This is a genomic window from Endozoicomonas sp. Z74, assembly GCF_057680865.1.
Map to the genome: position 1 here is coordinate 33,138 of NZ_JBLYZI010000005.1, position 19,589 is coordinate 52,726.

The window sequence follows — 19,589 nt, forward strand, 5'->3', positions numbered from 1 at the left end:
TGGCATAAAATGACGTGGATCAATTTTTGTTATCGAACCCATCAGGTACCATTCTCTCTCGTTTTCTGAACCAAAGTCCTATTCTTCCAGCTCTTGAGACCGTCTCCAGTGCCAAAGCCCGTGTCCGAACCTGCGCCCGAAAAAACGCCCATGAAATCACCTCTTTCAATGCATCTGATCAGTCAGCTTCGAGAACGCGGCCTGCGCAACCCGGACCAGATAGCCATGCGTACCGCAGGGTCCTCAACGGATCAGGCTGGCAGGGGCGGCATCAGCTGGAAGCAACTCATTACCCGTATTGATCAGCTGGCCCGGGCGCTGCTGACCCTGGGCCTGAGTGTTCAGGACAAAGTGGGAATCTGGTCCCAGAACAGACCGGAATGGACCATGGCTGATCTGGCCAGTCTCCAGGCACGCCTGGTCACCGTCCCGCTCTACCCCACCTGTACCACAGAGCAGGCTCAATACATTCTGGATGAAACTGAAGCATCCCTGCTGTTTGTGGGCGACCAGGAGCAGTTCGACAAAGCACTGGAACTGTTGCAATCCTCTGCCTTTTTGAAAACCATCGTCGTTTTTAATGAGGAGGTTGACCTGCAGGGCTGCCAACAGGCCCTGTATTTCAATACCCTTACACAAAAGGGTACCGGAGAATCTTCAGAGTTTGACCAGCGCCTCGCCTCCCGCTGCATGGAGGATCTGTTCACCCTGATTTACACTTCTGGCACCACCGGCGAACCCAAGGGCGTGATGCTGGATTATGCTAACCTGGCCGCCAGCTTCACCGGCCATGACAAAGTCATCCACCTGGACAGCCTTGATACCTCACTCTGTTTTCTGCCCCTGAGTCATATCTTTGAGAGAGCCTGGAGCTACTATGTCCTCTCCCGGGGTGCCACCAATGTTTACCTGAAGGACCCTACACAGGTCAGCGAAGCACTGAAGCAGATAAAACCGACCGTTGTGTGTGCCGTTCCCCGTTTGTTTGAAAAGATCTACACCATGATCCATAGCCGGGTGGCAGAAGCACCACTGGCTCGTCGCCTGATCTTCAAAACCGCATTGAAGATTGGTCATTCCCACATGGAGTACCATCGAAAAGGACTGACCGTCCCCGGTTACCTTCACAAATTGAATCAACTGACTGACCGCCTGGTGTTCAGCAAAATCCGGGATGGCCTGGGTGGCCGCATTCGCTTCATGCCCTGTGGCGGCGCTCGACTGGACGATGACATCAACCGTTTTTTTCACAGCATTGGCCTGGATGTCAAAGTAGGCTATGGCATGACAGAAACCGTAGCCACGGTCACCTGTTTCCGTGACACCGAATTTGAATTTGGCAGCTGCGGTCTCCCCCTGCCTGGCATTCATGTTCGCATCGGCAAAGACGGCGAGATCCAGGTGAAAGGCGACACGGTGATGCGCGGGTACTACAAAAAACCGGAAGAAACCGCCAAAACCTTCACGGAAGATGGCTGGCTTCATACCGGCGACGCGGGTCTGATCGATGAAAACGGCGCCCTGAGAATGACCGAGCGCATCAAGGAGTTGATGAAAACCTCAACGGGTAAATACATCGCCCCACAGTACATTGAAGGCACCCTGGGCAAAGACCGGTTTATTGAGCAAATCGCCATTATCGCCGATGCCAGAAACTACGTCACAGCCCTGATCGTTCCAGCCTTTGAAGCCCTTGAGGAACATGCAAAAGCACTGAACCTGAAATACAAATGCCACAAAGAGCTGGTACAACACACCAGCATTCAGGAACTGATTCAGAAACGTCTTGCCAAAGTGCAGCAGGAACTGGCCAAATTCGAGCAGGTGAAGAAATTCACTCTTCTTCCCAAAGAGTTTTCCATCGAGCTTGGGGAAATTACTCCCACACTGAAGCTCCGCCGGAAAATCATTATGAAACGGTTCCGCAAAGAAATTGAAGCGATGTACGCCAAGGCAAAGACCTGATCAAACCGTAATCCATGGAAGGCAGAATCAACCTGCCTTCCAAAACCCACCTCAGTCCACCTGGTGAGCGGTCAGAAACATGGATTTACCCAGTGAGGTGAAAAAGTCCTGGTAGATAACAGGATCTTCAACCGCCGTGAGGTTGTACTGAGCGTTCGCTCGTACCAGCATCTGTTTATCCCCTCTTGGACGGACGGTCACGGTCACCCGCAACTGATAGCCATCCAGCTTGGTGGCACTGACTGTACCCAGCACTTCATCCGCCTTATCAACCACAAACCCCAAATCCTGCAAGGTAGAGATCACACTTCGAAGAGTCAGGGACTTGTCACTGGTGTCAAATGCCCGGGTCTGGATATTTCGTGCCTGAACCTGACTTTCACTGGTGGAAAGCAGCTCTTTTCGAGACCAGGATTGGCAGCCGGCCAGGCCAGTGATCAGGCAGATAATGAACAGGATGTTCATCAACGACATTGGTTTCATATTTTCTGTCCCTCCAGAAACACAGCCTTGGATAACCGGTCAAAAAATTCCTGATACATCGACGGCTCCTCCAGCCGCTCCGTCAAGGTCACCTTTCCCTTGGTATCCCAGATAATCCTCTGGAAAGTGACCCGGACAAAATGCCCCTTGCCATCACTATCAGGCACAGGACGAACCACCAGGGACACCCGCAGCTTCTGGCTTTTATCAACATCCACTGACATCATGCCCATGCTGAAAAATGCCACCGCAGCAGAGGTCGCCCACTGCCCATAGTTGGTGGCATCCCGATCCTTGGAGCCCACTATCAGGCCCAGACGGGCTTCACTCTCATCAATATTAAAGCCAAGGTACTGAATGACGCTGGCCGACGCGGATAAAATATCCTCTTCCGATACCCCCTGGTACTTCCGGGTCTGAAGAGAGCGCTTTTCGAGAGACTCTGGAGACAATTTCAAAGCATCTTTAGGTATCTTCTGGCAACCTGCCATGACCAATACCACCGCCAGCAGCAAAGCCTGCCAGCAAGCCATACTTCCATAGGGTTTCATGGAACAACCTGCCTGCATATCGCCCTCTAGAACCGTGACGTATGATAGGCAAAGTCACGAACCTTTTTCTGATCATCAAACTTGATAATCACGGTCAGGGTCCGCTGTGACTTGGAACTGGCACCAGAGCCAGCACTGTAACCAGGCATTCCCCCACCCCCAAATGATTTGCCCCAGCCAAGAATAAGCGCAGTTACGCCGCCACTGCTGGCAGAATAAGCGGTATCTGTGGCCACTTTGTCATAGATCCAGACCTCCCGACGCTCCTCATCCGTCGAGACCACATTGGGCGATCCAAGCACCTGGGCCACCTCAGCACCACTCATGCCAACGCGGATTTCACGCTGAACCTTACCCACCGTCATTTTGTCCGTGGAGTCATCCATCACAGCCTTACGGTGTTCCGTAGCGGTACAACCAAACAGTGCAGACAAAAGCAGAAGTGCAGAAACGCCCCGTAAAACGGCTATATACATAGGGATACCTCCCGAATCCTGAGTAAACCTGTCCTCCAGTTAACCGCTGGAAGAGAGTCAGTTGCAGCAAATCAGGAAGTTTAGACCAGTATTTTCAGGAAAGTTCAAAACAGGCTCCTCATTGAACCCATAGAGCTGCAGGCATAAAATAACCCGCTTTCAAAACCGGATCATCTGAAGCCCCCTTCATGCAGCAATACAACTTTACCTATAACGATATCCACAACACCATCCAGAAAACCGCCACCGAGCTGACCAAGGCTGGCTACCAGCCAGACTATCTGCTGGCCATTGGCGGTGGTGGCCTGATCCCTGCGCGGATCATGAGAACGTACATTAACCGGCCCATCCTGATTGTCTCACTGTCCAGATACAGTGATGAAACCGGCACCGCCCCGGCGGAGCAGCCCATTAAGTTACAATGGCTGGAAACGGATATAGACCTGACCGGCAAGAAAGTACTGGTCATTGATGAAGTGGATGATGAAAGAACCACCCTGGAGTTCACTCTCCAGCACCTGTTTGAAAGCCAGCCCGGGGCTGAATTTTCAGCGTTTGTGGTGCACAACAAAAAGAAGGAGAAAAAAGGACGCCTGCCTGAAGCGTTGAAACACTTTTTTGTGGGTGAAGAAATTGAAGATTACTGGATCAATTATGCCTGGGATGCAGAAAATATCGACACCTTTGGGCAGTAAGTTCTGACTCACGGATACCCCGTCCGAAAAAACAAAAAATGAGCCATGCCAACCGGTGCCACATGGCTCATATCATTCAAATCACTGGTGCCGGACTGACCACATCCGCATTCTGCGCCCGCTGTCGCATAAAGTGATCCATCAGGGTAATGGCCATCATGGCTTCAGCAATGGGCACCGCCCGGATGCCCACACAGGGGTCATGGCGGCCCTTGGTGACCACTTCCGTAGCTTCACCGTCCTTATTGATGGTTTTGCCAGGCGTGGTAATGCTGGACGTTGGCTTCAGGGCAATATGGGCAACAATGTCCTGGCCAGAACTGATGCCTCCCAGAATCCCACCAGCATGATTGGAGAGAAATCCTTCCGGGGTCATTTCATCCCGGTGTTCGGTGCCCTTTTGCTGGACGGAGTCAAAACCATCTCCGATTTCAACCCCCTTCACCGCATTGATACTCAGCAGTGAATGAGCCAGATCCGCATCCAGACGGTCAAAAACCGGCTCCCCCCAGCCTGGAGGCACCCCGGTCGCCATCACCGAGACCCTCGCACCTACAGAGTTCCCCTCTTTTCGCAACTGGGTAATCAGGGCTTCCATGTCAGGCACCTTATCCGCATCCGGAGAGAAGAACGGGTTATTGCGCACTTCATTCCAGTCAAAGGACTCCGCTTTGATAGAGCCGATCTGGGAAAGCCATCCCTTGACTTCAATCCCCATGGTTTGCAGGTACTTCCGGGCAATGGCACCTGCTGCTACGCGCATGGCTGTCTCACGGGCGGAAGAGCGCCCTCCTCCCCGGTAATCCCGAAATCCGTATTTATGGGTATAGGTGTAGTCGGCATGACCTGGCCGGAACAGGTTCATGATTTCAGAGTAATCCTTGGAGCGCTGATCCTGGTTTTCAATCAGCAGCCCGATGGGCGTACCGGTGGTTTTGCCTTCAAAAACACCGGAAAGAATTTTCACCTGATCCGGTTCACGACGCTGGGTGGTAAACTTTGACGTACCGGGCTTGCGTCGGTCCAGGTCTACCTGGAGGTCAGCCTCTGTCAGGGGCATACCGGGAGGGCAACCATCCACAATACACCCCAGAGCCAGGCCATGGGACTCCCCAAAGCTGGTTACCCTGAACAGTTGCCCTATGCTGTTTCCTGCCATATTCGAGCCATCTCATTGTTGTCTATCCGGGGAAGGCCGGTGGTTATCAGGCCACCCGCCTTTCCCGCTCTTTGTTGTTCCGCCTCTGGGTGGCCACAGCTTCTTTCAGTCAGGCTGCCAGCCGGCTTTTAAACAGCGGTTGAAACTCCCGGCAAAGCTCTGCGGATAATACCAGAACACCATGGCCTCCAGCATCGAACTCCGGCCACACAAACGGCACTTCCGGGTATTCATCCTGCAACGCCCATTGACTGTTTCCCACCTCAAGCACCAGTAGTCCCCGGTCATCCAGGTAATCGGCTGCCTGGGCCAGAATCCGGCGGGCAAAGTCGAGCCCGTCATCCCCGGCCGCAAGACCAAGGCGGGGCTCATGACTGAATTCATCGGGCATATCGGACATGTCTTCAGCATCCACATAGGGTGGGTTGCTGAGAATCAACTGATAACGGGGTCTTTCCGGCAGATGATCCAGGAATCCGAACAGGTCTGACTGAATGGCCTGTACCCGGCCCCAGAGTTCATGCTGGTCAATATTGATATTGGCCACTTCCAGAGCATCATCGGAAATATCCAGCAAATCTACCTGGGACTCCGGGAAAGCATGGGCAGAAGCAATGCCGATACAACCGGACCCTGCGCAAAGATCCAGAACCCGGCTGACGGTCACCTCACCCAGCCAGGGCTGAAACTGCTGACGAATCAACTCACCCACCGGCGAGCGGGGAACCAGCACCCGCTCGTCCACATAAAAGGGCATATCGAAGAACCAGGCCTGGTTGACCAGATAAGCCAGGGGCTTACGACTGCTGACCCGCTGCTCAATCAGGCTGGCCACCGACTGCCGTTCATTCATGGACAGACGACTGTCCAGATAGCTTTCCGGCAAATCCCAGGGAAGCTGCAGTACCTGATACACCAGGTGCATGGACTCATCCAGCGCATTATCACTGCCATGTCCGAAAAAGAGGCCTGCTTCATTAAAACGGCTGGCGCCCCAGCGTACAAAATCCCGGATGGAAACCAGGCCTTCCCAGGACTCATTGGAGTCGGTCACATGCTATCCTCCAGGGCTCGTTGTAGGAAACAAGCCCCACTCGCGATCATTAAAGCGGTCTAAAATAGCATATTTGCCAGGAAAAAGGACGAAGGGTTTGATATTCGAAGAGGGAGGCAGGGCCTCAGGTCTGAGACCTGCCCTGCCCGGAAATGCATCAGGCCCGGCTGGGTGCCGTTCTTACATGGGTGGTGTAAAGCGTTAATCCGGTAAAAGCGAGACCACCGACCAGGTTACCCAGAACCGTGGGGATCTCATTCCAGACCAGATAGTCCATTACCGAAAAATCTGCGCCCAGAATGATGCCGGATGGAAACAGGAACATATTCACTACAGAGTGTTCAAAGGCCATAAAAAAGAACAGCATGATCGGCATCCACATGGAGATCACTTTGCCACTGACCGAGGTGGAAATCATCGCTCCCACCACCCCCATGGAAACCATCCAGTTACAGAGCATCCCGCGGAAAAAGATCGTCAGCCAGCCAACCAGTCCATACTCGGCATAACCCAGGGTTCGCGCCTCACCGACACCGGCTATTTTTTCCCCGATGGCACCGGGCTCGACCGAGAAACCATAGGTAAAGACAAACGCCATCATAAAGGCCACCGTCAATGCGCCGGCAAAGTTACCGGTAAAAACCAGCCCCCAGTTTCTCAGCACCCCTTTTACGGTGACACCCGGACGTTTATCCAGTAATGCCAGAGGGGCCAGCACAAACACCCCGGTCAGCAGGTCAAACCCCATCAAATACAACATGCAGAAACCCACCGGGAAAAGAACAGCACCCAGCAATCCAGAGCCGGTCTGCACAGAAATGGTAATGGCAAAAACCGCGGCCAGGGCGAGAATGGCTCCGGCCATATAGGCTCTGATCAGAGTGTCCCGGGTGGACATATGAATTTTGGCTTCACCGGCGTCCACCATTTTGGTGACAAAATCCGCGGGGACTAAATAAGACATGGCATTCCCTTCAGCGTTATTCGATTGAATAATAACCAATCAGAATGCACTTCCCCCGAATTCTGATCGATAAACGATGGCTGTTTTCCTCTCTCATCCTGTTGAAGATCAAACCAGGACAGGAGCAGCAAAAAACAACCTTCTTTTACAAATCTACGTACAGCAAAGGGTGTGCCATTCGCAATAACAGTAAATGCCCGGCTCTTTGATTAGGGGCTGTTGATGTTTTAGCGTGAGCTCAGTGGTTAGTAAAGCGGCCTAACGCAAGGCGGACTGGCGCAGCGCGCATTCTACGTCAAGCCAGTTCAACACAGCCGGAAGGCCGCTTTACGAACCACCCGAAGGGCCAAAGCCAGCGCTTCCGTACCATCGTTGCAGCAGCTTGAAAGACGACGGTATTCCTGCGCTACTGCGCCTTGGCACGAAAACGCTGGCTTTGGCTGAGCACACGACAAAACATCAACAGCCCCTAGTAATCCACCATTAACGCACGACCAGAGTGCACCCTGTGAAAAGGGTGCACAATCTCTGTCCACTTTGCAGAGCCGGGTTCAATAAGCACCTGCTCCATCCAATTCGCTATTAATCTCCCTCACCTTCTCGCTATGCAGCCGGTACTGAATCATCCAGCCAAAGACCACCAGATAACCGATGGCCGGAAAAAGGGTGTTCAACATCACAATGCCGGAAATGGCTTCTTCCGTCTGTACGGCATTGGCTTCGTATCCATACTGAGACAACAGCCAGGTGGCCATGGCTCCTCCTACAGCCACTCCCAGCTTGAGGGCAAACAGAGTGGCAGAAAACGTGAGGCCATCAGTCCGACGCCCTGTTTTCAACTCTCCGTAATCCACCACATCCGCATTCATGGCCCAGAGGATGGTGGCCGCCGCCATATTGGTTATCCCCAGAAGAAACAACAGGACCATGATCAGACCGACCGCCGTTGGCGGTACAAAATACTGAATGAATAAAAGCCCAGCCGAGCACAGAATCAGTAACCGGAATATGGCCAGCTTGCAGAAAGACCGGGTCAGTACCCGGGCCAGAATCCCTCCGGCAACGCTGCCCATCATAAACAGTGACAACACGGTAGCTCCCAGATCCGGCCGCTCCATATAATAGGAGGTGTAGTACAGGTTCACCGTCGAACGCATCACACTGGTGATCAGGAACAGAAAATTAAGACCGGCAATGACACGCCACTGGTCATTGGTCAGGAACAAGGCCTTGAGTTCCTTTCGGAAGTTATGGGTGCTGGATGCCACGGGTTTTACCCGCTCGCGGGTAAAGGCAAAACACAGGAAAAAAAGCAGGACGGCAAGCAGGCTCATAACCGCCATGGCCATCTGATACCCTTTGGCCCGGTTATCCGCCCCAAAGGCTTCGGTCATGGGGAGCACCAGCGAAGCAACCGCCAACCCCGTAAGGGAGACAAAAACAAAGCGGTACGCACTCAGGCTCATCCGATCTTCCGGCTCTCTGGAAATGACACCCCCCAGGGCGCAATAGGGAATATTGATGGCCGTGTACAGAACCATCATTAATGAGTAGGTGATATAGGCGTAAACCAGTTTGGCACTGTCCCCCCAGTCCGGTGTGGTAAATGCCAGCGCAGTAATAATGCCATAGGGCACGGCAAGCCAGAGTAAGTAAGGGCGATAACGTCCCCATCGGGTTTGCGTTCGATCGGCAATTGCCCCCATAAGCGGATCCGTGACGGCATCAATGACACGCACCACCAAAAACAGCGTGGCCACTGCCGCCGCGGAAATGCCAAAAATATCGGTGTAAAAGAAAGCCAGCAACAGGGTAACAGACTGGAAAACAATATTGCTGGCAGAATCCCCCATGGCAAATGCCACTTTTTCCCGCACAGTAATCGTACTCACGGCGGGCTTCCCCCTTCAGTTAAAACAGAAAAAAAGGCAACCCGGAAGGGTTGCCCGGAATGGTTTTAAACAGACTCCGAAACCGTTGAAACCTTGCGCTCAACGTGTTCGACTTTGGCCTCGCTTTCCATACGCCAGTGTTTTTCCAATTTACGGCATGTACCGTTTATGGTGACGATTCCTTCCAGTTGAATGTCATTACTTGAGGCTCCGACCATAACCCGGAATTCGCCGCCTTCTACCACCCTTTTGCCCTTGAGGCTGGTAAAATTCAGCATATCCACAGGAACCCTGAAGGTCACCAGAGCCTGTTCTCCCGGCTCCAGCGATACCCGCTTGAAAGCTTTGAGTTCTTTTACCGGGCGTACAACCGAGGCATAAAGATCACGAAAATACACCTGGACCACTTCAGTACCGGACCGGGTTCCTGTATTGGTCACCTCACAGCTGAATAAAACGTCTCCTGTCTTAATATCAATATTGGCAGAATCAAAAGAGAGATTGGAATATTCAAAACGGGTGTAGGTCAGGCCATAACCGAAGGGATACCAGCTGCCAAAATGCCGGGCAATGGGAGTGCCACAACTTTTGAACTTATGGTTGTAGTAAAATGGCACAGCGCCTGCACTGCCGGGAATGGATACGGTCAGTCGCCCGGAAGGGCTGCGGATTCCGGCAATCAACTCAGCCAGGGCTTCCCCCCCTTCCTGCCCGGGGGCAAAACTCATCAGAATGGCAGCCGCCTGCTCTCTGATTTTGTCACTTAAAGTGTATGGCCGGCCGCAGGTCATTAACACGACAGTGGGGGTACCTGAGTCAATGACCGCTTCCACCAGCTGTTGTTGAACTCCGGGCAGCTGCAGGGAATCAGTATCACTGCCTTCCCCTACGGTTCCTGTCTGGAACAACCCTGCCAGGTCCCCCACACAAACCAGGGCGATATCCGCTTTTTCAGCAGCGGCAACCGCCTCTGGAATCTGTGAGATATCCTGACTGACAGGAGACTCACGCATTGGCTCTACTTCAGCTTGTCCCGGGAAGACCGGAGCCTCAGAAGTTCTTTTGGGCAGAATGTCACAACCTCTGGCGTATGAAGTGCGTTCCTCGCCATACAGTTTCGTTATGGACGACAGCGGTGTCTTAACGTTATCAACGGATTCCGGGCGGTTCCCATCAAACATCACCACATGGGCCGGAAAACTGTAACCGCACAGCAAAGCCATCGGGTCTGCCGCAGTGGGGCCTATTACGGCAATATTCTGCCCATGGCCCGGGTCCACTGGCAGAGTGCCGTCGTTTTTCAGAAGCACTGCAGACTGCAGCGCGATCTCTTTAGCGGTGGTTTGGGCTTCTTCAGACTGGAAACAAATGCCTTTTTCATCCACATAGGGGTTTTCAAACAACCCCAACCTGAATTTTTCAGTCAGAACACTGGCAACAATTTCGTTAATCCGGGTTTCACTGATGCTTCGCCTTTCGAGTGCTGCGGGCAAGTGTTCTGCAGAAACCCCCATAGGCAGTTCAATATCAAGGCCGGCATTAAATGCCATGGCGGCAGAGCCGGCAATATCTCCGGCGACCCGGTGATGACCGGACAACATATCAATACCGCCATAATCCGCCACAACCAGGCCATTAAAACCCCACTGCTTGCGTAACACTTCTGTAAGCAGGAAATCCGAACCATGACAGGGCTCACCATCAATATCATGATAAGCCGGCATCACTGAACCAGGGTCAGCCTGTTTGACCACCATCTCAAAAGGCAGCATAAAAGTGTCGTTCAGCTCCCGGTAACCCAGATTAACCGGAGCATGATTGCGGGCCCCTTCGCTGGCGGAGTGACCGACAAAGTGCTTCAGGGTCGCCAGCAGATCACGATTTTTGCCCTGCAGGCCACGAACATAGCGGGTACCCATAAGACCAACAAGATAGGGGTCTTCCCCCATGGTTTCTTCTGTTCGGCCCCAGCGAACGTCTCTGGAAACATCCAGAACGGGAGCCAGCCCCTGTTGTGCCCCGATACTTTTCATTTCAACCCGTATGGCCCGGGCCGCCCGCTCAATCAGTTCCGGATTCCAGGTGCTTCCGTAACTCAAAGAGGAAGGAAACAGAGTGGCTCCCCTGGCCATCATACCCACCAGGCACTCTTCATGGGACATCGCCGGAATACCGAGCCGGGTTTCTTCAACCAGAAACTTCTGCAATTTGTTCAGCCGCTTGACGCTGATTTCAGGAGCAACAGCCTGACTGCCCAGGGGACGGGTTATCTGCCCCATGCCGTACTTCATTTTCTTCCTGAGTTCATTTGGGTCCGGTGCTTCCAGCATGGCCACGGGCTTGGTGGCCAGTTCACCGTCTTCATCATAAAACAGCCAGTAGGCGTGCATCTGGGCCATTTTTTCTTCAATGGTCATCCGCCCCAGCAAGTCAGTGACGCGCTCAGAGATGGACAGTTCCGGGTTTTTATAGGGTATTTCATTGGTTATATCGGTCATTATTCATTCCCCCCATTGCTTTTCCAGGATGACAACCCTTTTGCAATCCTGGTCTAGCGGTGCAAACGAAACTCAACTAATGATCAGACTGTGATGGGCGACTGTGATAAACAGCCACCGTGGATGCCAAAACCATGGCATTACAACAATGCCGCTGACCTCCGTCGTGTCAGCTGAAAATGTAGCGGTTAACCATGTTTTCCAGGTGCTCCTGCTGCCCGGATACCGGCTCAGGTTGAAGATCCTGTTTCAACACCTGGTTACGGAGGCTATCCAGGGACTGTTCACCCCGGAGAATGGCTTCTCCAGAGGGCGTGCTCCAGCCCTGATAACGTTCAGCCACGGCCTGCAGCAGAACTTCCTGTTCCAGCAACCGGGCAGCCTTTATCAAAGCCAGCGCCAGGGTGTCGATCCCCCCCACATGCCCATGAAACAGATCTTTGCTATCAATACTCTGTCGCCGCAGCTTGGCGTCAAAATTAAACCCACCCGTGGTCAGCCCTCCAGCCTTGATTACTTCGTATATGGCCAGGGTCATCTCTTCCACACTGTTTGGAAACTGATCGGTATCCCAGCCCAACAACAGATCCCCCCGGTTGGCATCAATGCTGCCGAGAATACCCAGTGATGCTGCAGTGGCAATTTCATGCTGGAAAGTATGTCCGGCCAACGTCGCATGATTCACTTCAATATTGACCTTCACTTCATGCTCCAGGCCAAACTGCTGTAGAAAACTATGAACAGTGGCAACGTCATGATCGTATTGATGCTTGGTGGGCTCCTGGGGTTTGGGTTCGATCAGCAAAGTGCCCCTGAACCCGATTTTGTGCTTGTGCTCCACCACCATCTGCATAAATCGGCCAAGCTGTTCCCGCTCCTGGCGCAGGTCTGTGTTCAGTAGCGTTTCGTAACCTTCACGGCCTCCCCATAGCACATAGTTTTCCCCTCCGAGGCGATGTGTGGCCTCCATGGCATGGGCCACCTGGGTAGCTGCACAGGCAAATACTTCCGGGTTCGGACTGGAAGCGGCTCCCGACATATAGCGACGATGGCCAAAACAGTTAGCCGTTCCCCACAATAGCCGGATTCCGGTTTTTTCCTGCTTATCCCCCAGATAATCCGTCATGGCCTTGAAGCCATCCGTAAAGGTTTTAAGAGAATCGCTGGCAGGTGCTACATCGGTATCATGGAAGCAGTAGAAGGGAACATCCAGCTTACCGGCCAGCTCAAAAGCGGCGTCCGCTTTAAGGCGTGCAGCTACCATTGGCTCCGGTTGGTTCCACAGTCGGCGAAAAGACGGATCGCCAAAAACATCGTTTCCCTGCCAGCAGAAATTATGCCAGTAACACACCGCCAGTCTCAGGTGCTCGGCCATGGTCTTGCCCAGGATCACCCGATCTTTGTCGTAAAAGTGGTAGCACAGGGTATCTAAACGCTCATCACCCGCTTGACTCCCCTTAAAGCAAACCTTGTCAATGCCTGAAAACAGTTCTTTATGGATTGCCTGGCTCATCACACTCTCCTTAATGGGCACCGAAATCGTCGATCAGTGATTGATAAATACGCTGGAATTGTCGATGTTTGCTGTGGTATTGATCGGCTAACAGAGGGTTCGGCTGATGAGTTTGTGTCAACTCGGGTACCGGACAGAAATCAGCCACTGAAGCCGGTGAGTAATCCCGTTGTAAGCCAAGCCGGGCCAGACGGGCAGCCCCCAAAGCCGGTCCTACTTCGCTGCCGGCTCGATAATGCAGGGGCATCTGAAGAATATCAGCCAGCATCTGCCGCCAGAGCGGGCTTTGAGCCCCCCCTCCAATCAAAGTGATCTGATCCATCCTTGCGCCAGCGCTCTGCAAAGCCTGGTAACCATCTTTGAGCCCCATGGATACCCCTTCCAACACAGCCCGTGTCAGATCCGGGCGGCGTGTGTCATGATCCATACCGAAAAACACACCACGGGCATCAGAGTTATTGTGGGGAGTGCGTTCACCCGACAGATACGGCAAAAACACCAATTGCTCACTGAACCGCCCCTGATGCTCTGCCTCCTGTAACAATGCACCCACCGACCGGGCACCGGTCAGGCGGGCCAGCCAGTCAAGGCAACAGGCAGCACTGAGCATTACAGACATCAGGTGCCAGGTATCCGGCAAGGCATGACAGAAACTGTGGACCCCTTGTTCGGGGCAGGAATGGAAACCATCGGTTACCACAAAAATGACACCGGACGTACCCAGAGAAAGCATCGCCTGCCCAGGCGTCGTGACACCCACGCCAATGGCTCCGGCGGCATTATCTCCAGCACCGGCCACAACCGGAATCCGCCCCATACCCCAGCGCCTTGACAGGTCACTGCGAAGGTAACCGCTGACCTCGCAGCCCTCAAACAGGGCCGGCATCTGCTCGCGACTTAGGTGACAACTGTCCAGCAAGGAGTCTGACCAGTCCCGTCTGGCAATATCCAGCCAGAGCGTACCGGCACTGTCAGAGCGGTCGGAAACAATTTCACCGGTAAGCTGAAGATTCAGGTAATCCTTGGGTAACAGGACTTTATGGATTTTTTTGAAAACCGTCGGCTCATGTCTTTCAACCCATCTCAATTTTGGCGCGGTAAACCCGGGCATTACCCGGTTCCCCCCCAGGGAAAGAAAAGCGGGGTTTGCTGCCTCAAGTTCCTGGCACTCATGGAAGCTGCGAGTATCATTCCAGAGAATGGCCGGTCGCAATGGCTTCAGCCCCTTATCCAATAAAGTCGCACCGTGCATTTGACCAGACAGTCCGATGGCTTTTACAACCGATAGATCCTCTGTTTTTCCCAGTTCACCGATGGCTGTAAAAGCGGCATTAAACCAGCTGTCAGGCTCCTGTTCCGACCAGTTTGGCCTGGGCCTGGAAAGGGAGAGAGGAACGGAAACCTGGGCTTGTATCTGGTCATTTTCATCCAGCAAAATAACCTTCACTCCGGAGGTTCCCAAGTCTATACCAAGGAACATACATTACTCCTGACTGATTTTTGCCATGCCAGCTGAACAGGCTTTAATCGCCTTTTGATCAATAGCAATGGCGATCACTTTGGAATTGGCAAAGACATCAAATATTGGAAGTCACAGGGTAAAGAGCCCTATAGCCGGAAACAATTATGAAAAACAAACAATGAATTATGTTTTTTTTACAACCCGGGCAATAAATGATTCAGGTCAAAAAAACAGAATGAGCACCCTTACCAGAAGGCAATCGCTGAGATGGCTCAATACTCGTCTCATTATTTTTTTATAGTGTCGAAGTGCTTTTTGTGAAGGGGAGGAATCAGTATGCAACACTGCATCGGGGTTCTGTTTAACGGTAACAAAGTTTATGACCGAAGGGTGATGGGTGGCATTGCATCATGGCGAAACCAGCAACAGGCCAATTGGCAGCTATTAATTGAAGAAGACTATCGCTGTCGGCTTGATCCTGATTTTTTACAACAGTGCGATGCTTATATTGCTGATTATGACGACCCTGATGTTGAGCGTACGCTGTCTTGCCAGAATAAACCTGTCACTGGAATTGGTGGCTCGTACCTCAATAAAGACGAATATCCGGACTGTAGCTACGTTGCCACTGATAACCAGGGAATTGCCAGCATGGCGCTGGAACATTTTCAGGCTCTGGGCTTCCGGCATTTTGCGGTGTATGGCATGCCCCCCTCCGGAGACAATCGCTGGGCCCTTGAACGACTGAAAGCGTTTACTTCAATGGTCAGGAAAACAGGCAGTGCCTGCTATCCATTCAATGGTTACTCTGCCAAAGCGACCCATGCCCATTTAAACCATCTCTGTGACTGGGTGGCAGGACTCCCAAAACCCATAGGAATCATGGTGGTAACCGATGCCAGAGCCATTCAACTGATTGAGGCTTGCCGACACCTTAAGCTGAATATCCCTGAGCAGGTATCAATACTGGGTGTGGACGACGATGACCTGGCGAACAGTCTTTGCTCTCCATCGCTGTCCTCAATCCGTCAGAACTGCTACCAACTCGGCTTCAGGGCAGCTGATAATCTTGCCCGGCAGTTGAGTGGCAACCCGGTCGCAGAACTTACGCTGGTGCAGCCGGAAAAACTGGTACAACGGGAGTCGACTCAATACAGCCATTTCAGGGATCACTATGTCAGAGACGCTGTTGGCCTGATACGACGGAGGCTCCATGAAGGCATCCATGCAACCGAACTGGTTTTCCAATCCGGTTTATCCAGAAACAACCTTGAAGCACGCTTCAAGAAGGAAACCGGCTGCTCTCTCCATAAATACATCGCCAACGCTCAGCTGGAAAGGGCACAGGAGCTACTATCTATAACGGATAAGCCCATTGCCTCAGTAGCAGCCCTGTGCGGCTACCCTTCTGTTCAATACCTCTACGCACTTTTTAAAAAAGAAATCGGTATGACGCCAAAGCAGTATAGAACCGGTTATCCATCCCAAGAAGAAAGGTATATACGAACCCACTGACAACCATCAGAGGGCTCGTTTTCTCTCATTCCAATATTATTTACAAACTGCTTTCAATAATCTCTTCAACAGGCAGTAATGCTTTTTCCGCTGCACTGCTGTCACCACCACTCGTGGGTCTGCCCCAGGTCGCCACATGACCGTCCTGCTTTAATGCAACAAACACCGAATTGGAAGCAAACACCTCTTTCACGCCTGCCACTGTTCCAGAAAGGCCATTGTTATCAATTTTACCCCCTCTATCCTCTGCCCCCCACGCAAAAACCACACCGTCTTCACGTAACGCAGAAAAGGCACCATCCGTTGCAAATATTTTGACGATACCAGAACTTAATGATGAACCACTCTGATAAATATTACCGCCGGACTCTTCCGGGCCCCACGCAACAACACTGCCATCCTCTTTCAGGGCTGCAAAGGCATTTTCATTAGCAACAATCTCAACAACACCTGCATCCAGGTCACCACCGGTTCTGTCGTCCGCATCTCCTCCTGACTGCCAGTCGCCCCAGGCCACAACACTGCCATCCTGCTTTAAAGCGGCAAAAGCCTTTGAGCTGGATACAATTCTGGTCACGCCAGAGCCGAGATCTCCCCCGCTGCCCAGGGAAGTATCTCCACCACTGGATCTGAACCCCCAAGCCACGACACTGCCATCGTTTTTCAAGGCCGCAAAGGCCAGGTTGGAAGCAACCATTTGCTCAACTCCCCCACTCAAATCACCACCACTGCCAATGTTAGTATCCCCTCCATAATCAGGAAAACCCCACGCCACAACACTTCCATTATTCTTGAGGGCAGCAAAAGCATATTTCGCAGGTGTGACATCCACCACTCCGGAGTTTAAATCCCCTCCACTGCCCACATTAATATCACCTCCAAAGGAAGGGTGACCCCAAGCTACAACACTTCCATCTTGCTTGAGCGCGGCATAGGTATATACATTACCAAAAGTATTTGTAACGCCAGATGACAGGTCACCACTGCTGCCAGCATGAATATCACCGCCATATATACTGTTCCCCCATGCCACCACACTGCCATCCTTTTTTATAGCTGCAAAAGAACTGTTATTAGTTGTAATCTTTTGAACGCCAAAGGTGAGATCCCCTCCACTTCCTACAAAGATATCTCCGCCAAAAGAGTTATTCCCCCATGCCACTACACTGCCATCCTCTTTTAAAGCAGCATAAGCGCCAGACATGGCCGGTACGACATCCACTACTCCACTGGCCAGATCCCCACCACTGCCTACATTCACATTTCCACCAAAACTGCGGGGTCCCCAGGCAACCACACTTCCATCCCTTTTAAGCGCAGCATAAGAAGAGTCGTTAGCCACTACCTTCACGACACCTGAGCTAAGGTCACCACTACTGCCTGAACCGGTATCACCCCCAAAATCTGGATTTCCCCAGGCAACCACACTGCCATCGTTTTTCAAGGCGGCTATAGAAGAAAAACTTGGAATAACATCAACAACCGAAGTTCGCTGAAAAACAACGTACTCTTCACTGATTACGTTCGAACCGGAATAAGCTGTGGCAATTAACTTGATTTTTTTCCCAAAGTCCTGATCCTGTACGACATAATAATCACTTTGCACAAGGTGATCACCGGTGCTCAAATGATCAATTCTTTTAGTATCACCAAATTGATTGTTATTATTTCTATCAACAACCCACGTGTAAGTGGTTCTTTCCTGATCACAACCCAGGCAGGAAGACACTGCTTTCAAAACAGAACCAGGAATGATATCCCCTTCTTTTGATAGATGGGTTATTCCCAGCCTGTCTTCATCTTGAACAGTTTCATTATTTTCATCATCACTGCAACCGGCCAAAGAAGCAACAATGATAAAAGAAGATAAAATTCGAACAGCATTTTTAACCGTACAAGCCATAATTCCCCCCTATAAGACTTAGGTTTGCAGCTGTAGCAATCAAAAGTTGTAGGCAGCAGAAAGGGTATAGCAATATTTAAGGCAGGTATTGATACAAGACAAGCTTCTACTCTTTCTCACAATTTCTACTGTTTGATGAAAAATCATGCTTTTCACTGAAACTGAAATTCAAAGATAAGGAGCTGTGTGAAACTTTTGCTACCAGTCGTATCACTAAATAAATAGATACCATCAGACGACAACAAAAATATTATTTTGCGAGGGCTTTCTGAAATATTATTCAACAAGAGAAAACTGACAATGCTTTCACGCAATCAATAGAACCAAACCATCAACTGGCAGCAGTCGTTTAACTCGAATTCACTCTACTACCTTATATCTCAGCAGACCGTTCAGGACCATTGCTATCAATCATGATCATGAAGTGCGGGAAATTCAAAGAGGTTCAATTAAAGAGTGCGTTATATTCTTTGAATCAAATGGAGTCTTTGCTAGAAAGCCCAGAAATCAGGAGGCAGTTCAAATTTAATCCCAGAAATAAGGGACCATGAAAGGGATTATGGCGGTGAGGGAGGGATTCGAACCCTCGATACGGCTACAAACCGTATACTCCCTTAGCAGGGGAGCGCCTTCAGCCTCTCGGCCACCTCACCGTCTCAAAATGGCGCGCTCGGGAGGATTCGAACCTCCGACCGCCTGGTTCGTAGCCAGGTACTCTATCCAGCTGAGCTACGAGCGCGTAAATGAAAAGACTTGCAAAAGGTATTCAAATCAGAATGATTCGTCAACCGGTTATTGACTTGGCGCGCTCGGGAGGATTCGAACCTCCGACCGCCTGGTTCGTAGCCAGGTACTCTATCCAGCTGAGCTACGAGCGCCCTGCGTCAACGGAGGTGAACTATAGAGATTTCAGGGGGATGAGTCAAATTCGGTTTTTACTCACTCGCCCATCACAATAGTCGTCTATGGAGGTGCGATAAACCTACCCAGCCCCTCCCCAGCTTAAACAGCAAGAACACAACAGAAATGGGATAAACGCATAAAAACCAGCTACTGAGGCAAGCTCTGCAGACAAAAAATGAGCAGCTATTTTCGTTATGGAACACAGATCAGGATAAAGGAAGACGCTTCATGACATCGAGAGGAAAACGACAACAGGCAGACGACAATGCTTTCGTCTGTTGGCTCGACTGACAGGAAACGGGGACTTGCCCCCAAGATGGGCCTTAAGGAAGACAAAAAAAGCGGATTTAGACAGAAGGGTTCAGTTAACGTTTCCCATTGAGAGCGAAAAGACAAGGCAAACAATAGCAATCCGGAAAACGAAAACAGACATCAACACATAGGCTGACATTCTCTGAAAACAAGAGCAGCTGCCATCAAGCTCAAATGAACAATCCAGCACCAAAAAAAGGACAGAAAAGAGCTTGTTAGCCAGAGAGAATTAAAAAAGAGAAAT

General features: G+C 51.5%; 14 protein-coding genes and 3 tRNA genes. 3 read left to right on the top strand and 14 right to left on the bottom strand.

All coding sequences use genetic code 11. The annotated features are described in order from the left end of the window. Positions 1-150 precede the first annotated feature (150 nt). Complete coding sequence (locus tag ACNRUY_RS02310; protein WP_488110026.1) at positions 151-1,965, top strand: AMP-dependent synthetase/ligase; 1,815 nt, start codon at positions 151-153, stop codon at positions 1,963-1,965. A gap of 51 nt (positions 1,966-2,016) precedes the next feature. On the opposite strand, the gene ACNRUY_RS02315 is transcribed toward ACNRUY_RS02310, so the two are convergent. The 3 genes from ACNRUY_RS02315 to ACNRUY_RS02325 are packed head-to-tail and all read right to left on the bottom strand — an operon-like array spanning position 2,017 to position 3,475. Beyond that, positions 2,017-2,448 carry a hypothetical protein gene (locus tag ACNRUY_RS02315; protein ID WP_488110027.1) on the bottom strand — a complete coding sequence of 144 codons (432 nt, stop codon included), beginning with the start codon at positions 2,446-2,448 and terminating at the stop codon, positions 2,017-2,019. Next, entirely contained in the window at positions 2,445-2,999 is a 555-nt protein-coding gene (locus ACNRUY_RS02320) for a hypothetical protein (RefSeq protein ID WP_488110028.1), read from the bottom strand. The genes ACNRUY_RS02315 and ACNRUY_RS02320 overlap by 4 nt, the downstream gene beginning before the upstream one ends. A gap of 26 nt (positions 3,000-3,025) precedes the next feature. After that, positions 3,026-3,475 carry a hypothetical protein gene (locus tag ACNRUY_RS02325; protein ID WP_488110029.1) on the bottom strand — a complete coding sequence of 150 codons (450 nt, stop codon included), beginning with the start codon at positions 3,473-3,475 and terminating at the stop codon, positions 3,026-3,028. Positions 3,476-3,663: 188 nt separating this feature from the next. Here ACNRUY_RS02325 and ACNRUY_RS02330 point away from each other — a divergent pair, with 188 nt between their 5' ends. Further along, positions 3,664-4,170, top strand: a complete 507-nt coding sequence (locus ACNRUY_RS02330; protein WP_488110030.1) for a phosphoribosyltransferase — start codon at positions 3,664-3,666, stop codon at positions 4,168-4,170. Between the two features lie 76 nt (positions 4,171-4,246). On the opposite strand, the gene aroC is transcribed toward ACNRUY_RS02330, so the two are convergent. The 7 genes from aroC to xylB form a co-directional block, all read right to left on the bottom strand. Beyond that, on the bottom strand, positions 4,247-5,329 hold the full coding sequence (gene aroC / locus ACNRUY_RS02335) for a chorismate synthase (protein WP_488110031.1): 1,083 nt from the start codon (positions 5,327-5,329) through the stop codon (positions 4,247-4,249). A 109-nt stretch (positions 5,330-5,438) separates the two neighbouring features. Continuing rightward, positions 5,439-6,383, bottom strand: coding sequence for a 50S ribosomal protein L3 N(5)-glutamine methyltransferase (gene prmB, locus ACNRUY_RS02340; protein WP_488110032.1), 945 nt, complete (start codon positions 6,381-6,383; stop codon positions 5,439-5,441). A gap of 157 nt (positions 6,384-6,540) precedes the next feature. Further along, positions 6,541-7,347, bottom strand: a complete 807-nt coding sequence (locus ACNRUY_RS02345) for a formate/nitrite transporter family protein (protein WP_488110033.1) — start codon at positions 7,345-7,347, stop codon at positions 6,541-6,543. Between the two features lie 551 nt (positions 7,348-7,898). Further along, positions 7,899-9,239 (bottom strand): glycoside-pentoside-hexuronide (GPH):cation symporter, encoded by a 1,341-nt coding sequence (locus tag ACNRUY_RS02350; RefSeq protein WP_488110034.1) that lies wholly within the window; start codon positions 9,237-9,239, stop codon positions 7,899-7,901. Positions 9,240-9,304: 65 nt separating this feature from the next. Next, complete coding sequence (locus tag ACNRUY_RS02355; RefSeq protein WP_488110035.1) at positions 9,305-11,737, bottom strand: glycoside hydrolase family 3 N-terminal domain-containing protein; 2,433 nt, start codon at positions 11,735-11,737, stop codon at positions 9,305-9,307. A gap of 169 nt (positions 11,738-11,906) precedes the next feature. Next, positions 11,907-13,250, bottom strand: coding sequence for a xylose isomerase (xylA, locus tag ACNRUY_RS02360; RefSeq protein ID WP_488110036.1), 1,344 nt, complete (start codon positions 13,248-13,250; stop codon positions 11,907-11,909). A 10-nt stretch (positions 13,251-13,260) separates the two neighbouring features. Further along, positions 13,261-14,730, bottom strand: coding sequence for a xylulokinase (gene xylB / locus ACNRUY_RS02365; RefSeq protein WP_488110037.1), 1,470 nt, complete (start codon positions 14,728-14,730; stop codon positions 13,261-13,263). Positions 14,731-15,048: 318 nt separating this feature from the next. Here xylB and ACNRUY_RS02370 point away from each other — a divergent pair, with 318 nt between their 5' ends. Then, the gene (locus ACNRUY_RS02370) at positions 15,049-16,227 is read left to right on the top strand and encodes a XylR family transcriptional regulator (protein WP_488110038.1); all 1,179 of its coding nucleotides are present in this window, start codon (positions 15,049-15,051) and stop codon (positions 16,225-16,227) included. A gap of 40 nt (positions 16,228-16,267) precedes the next feature. On the opposite strand, the gene ACNRUY_RS02375 is transcribed toward ACNRUY_RS02370, so the two are convergent. From ACNRUY_RS02375 to ACNRUY_RS02390, 4 genes are all read right to left on the bottom strand, one after another. Continuing rightward, positions 16,268-18,130, bottom strand: coding sequence for a hypothetical protein (locus ACNRUY_RS02375; protein ID WP_488110039.1), 1,863 nt, complete (start codon positions 18,128-18,130; stop codon positions 16,268-16,270). Between the two features lie 560 nt (positions 18,131-18,690). Next, a tRNA-Ser gene (locus tag ACNRUY_RS02380) sits at positions 18,691-18,783 on the bottom strand. Between the two features lie 9 nt (positions 18,784-18,792). Further along, a tRNA-Arg gene (locus ACNRUY_RS02385) sits at positions 18,793-18,869 on the bottom strand. A gap of 62 nt (positions 18,870-18,931) precedes the next feature. Next, positions 18,932-19,008, bottom strand: a tRNA-Arg gene (locus tag ACNRUY_RS02390). Positions 19,009-19,589 lie beyond the last annotated feature (581 nt).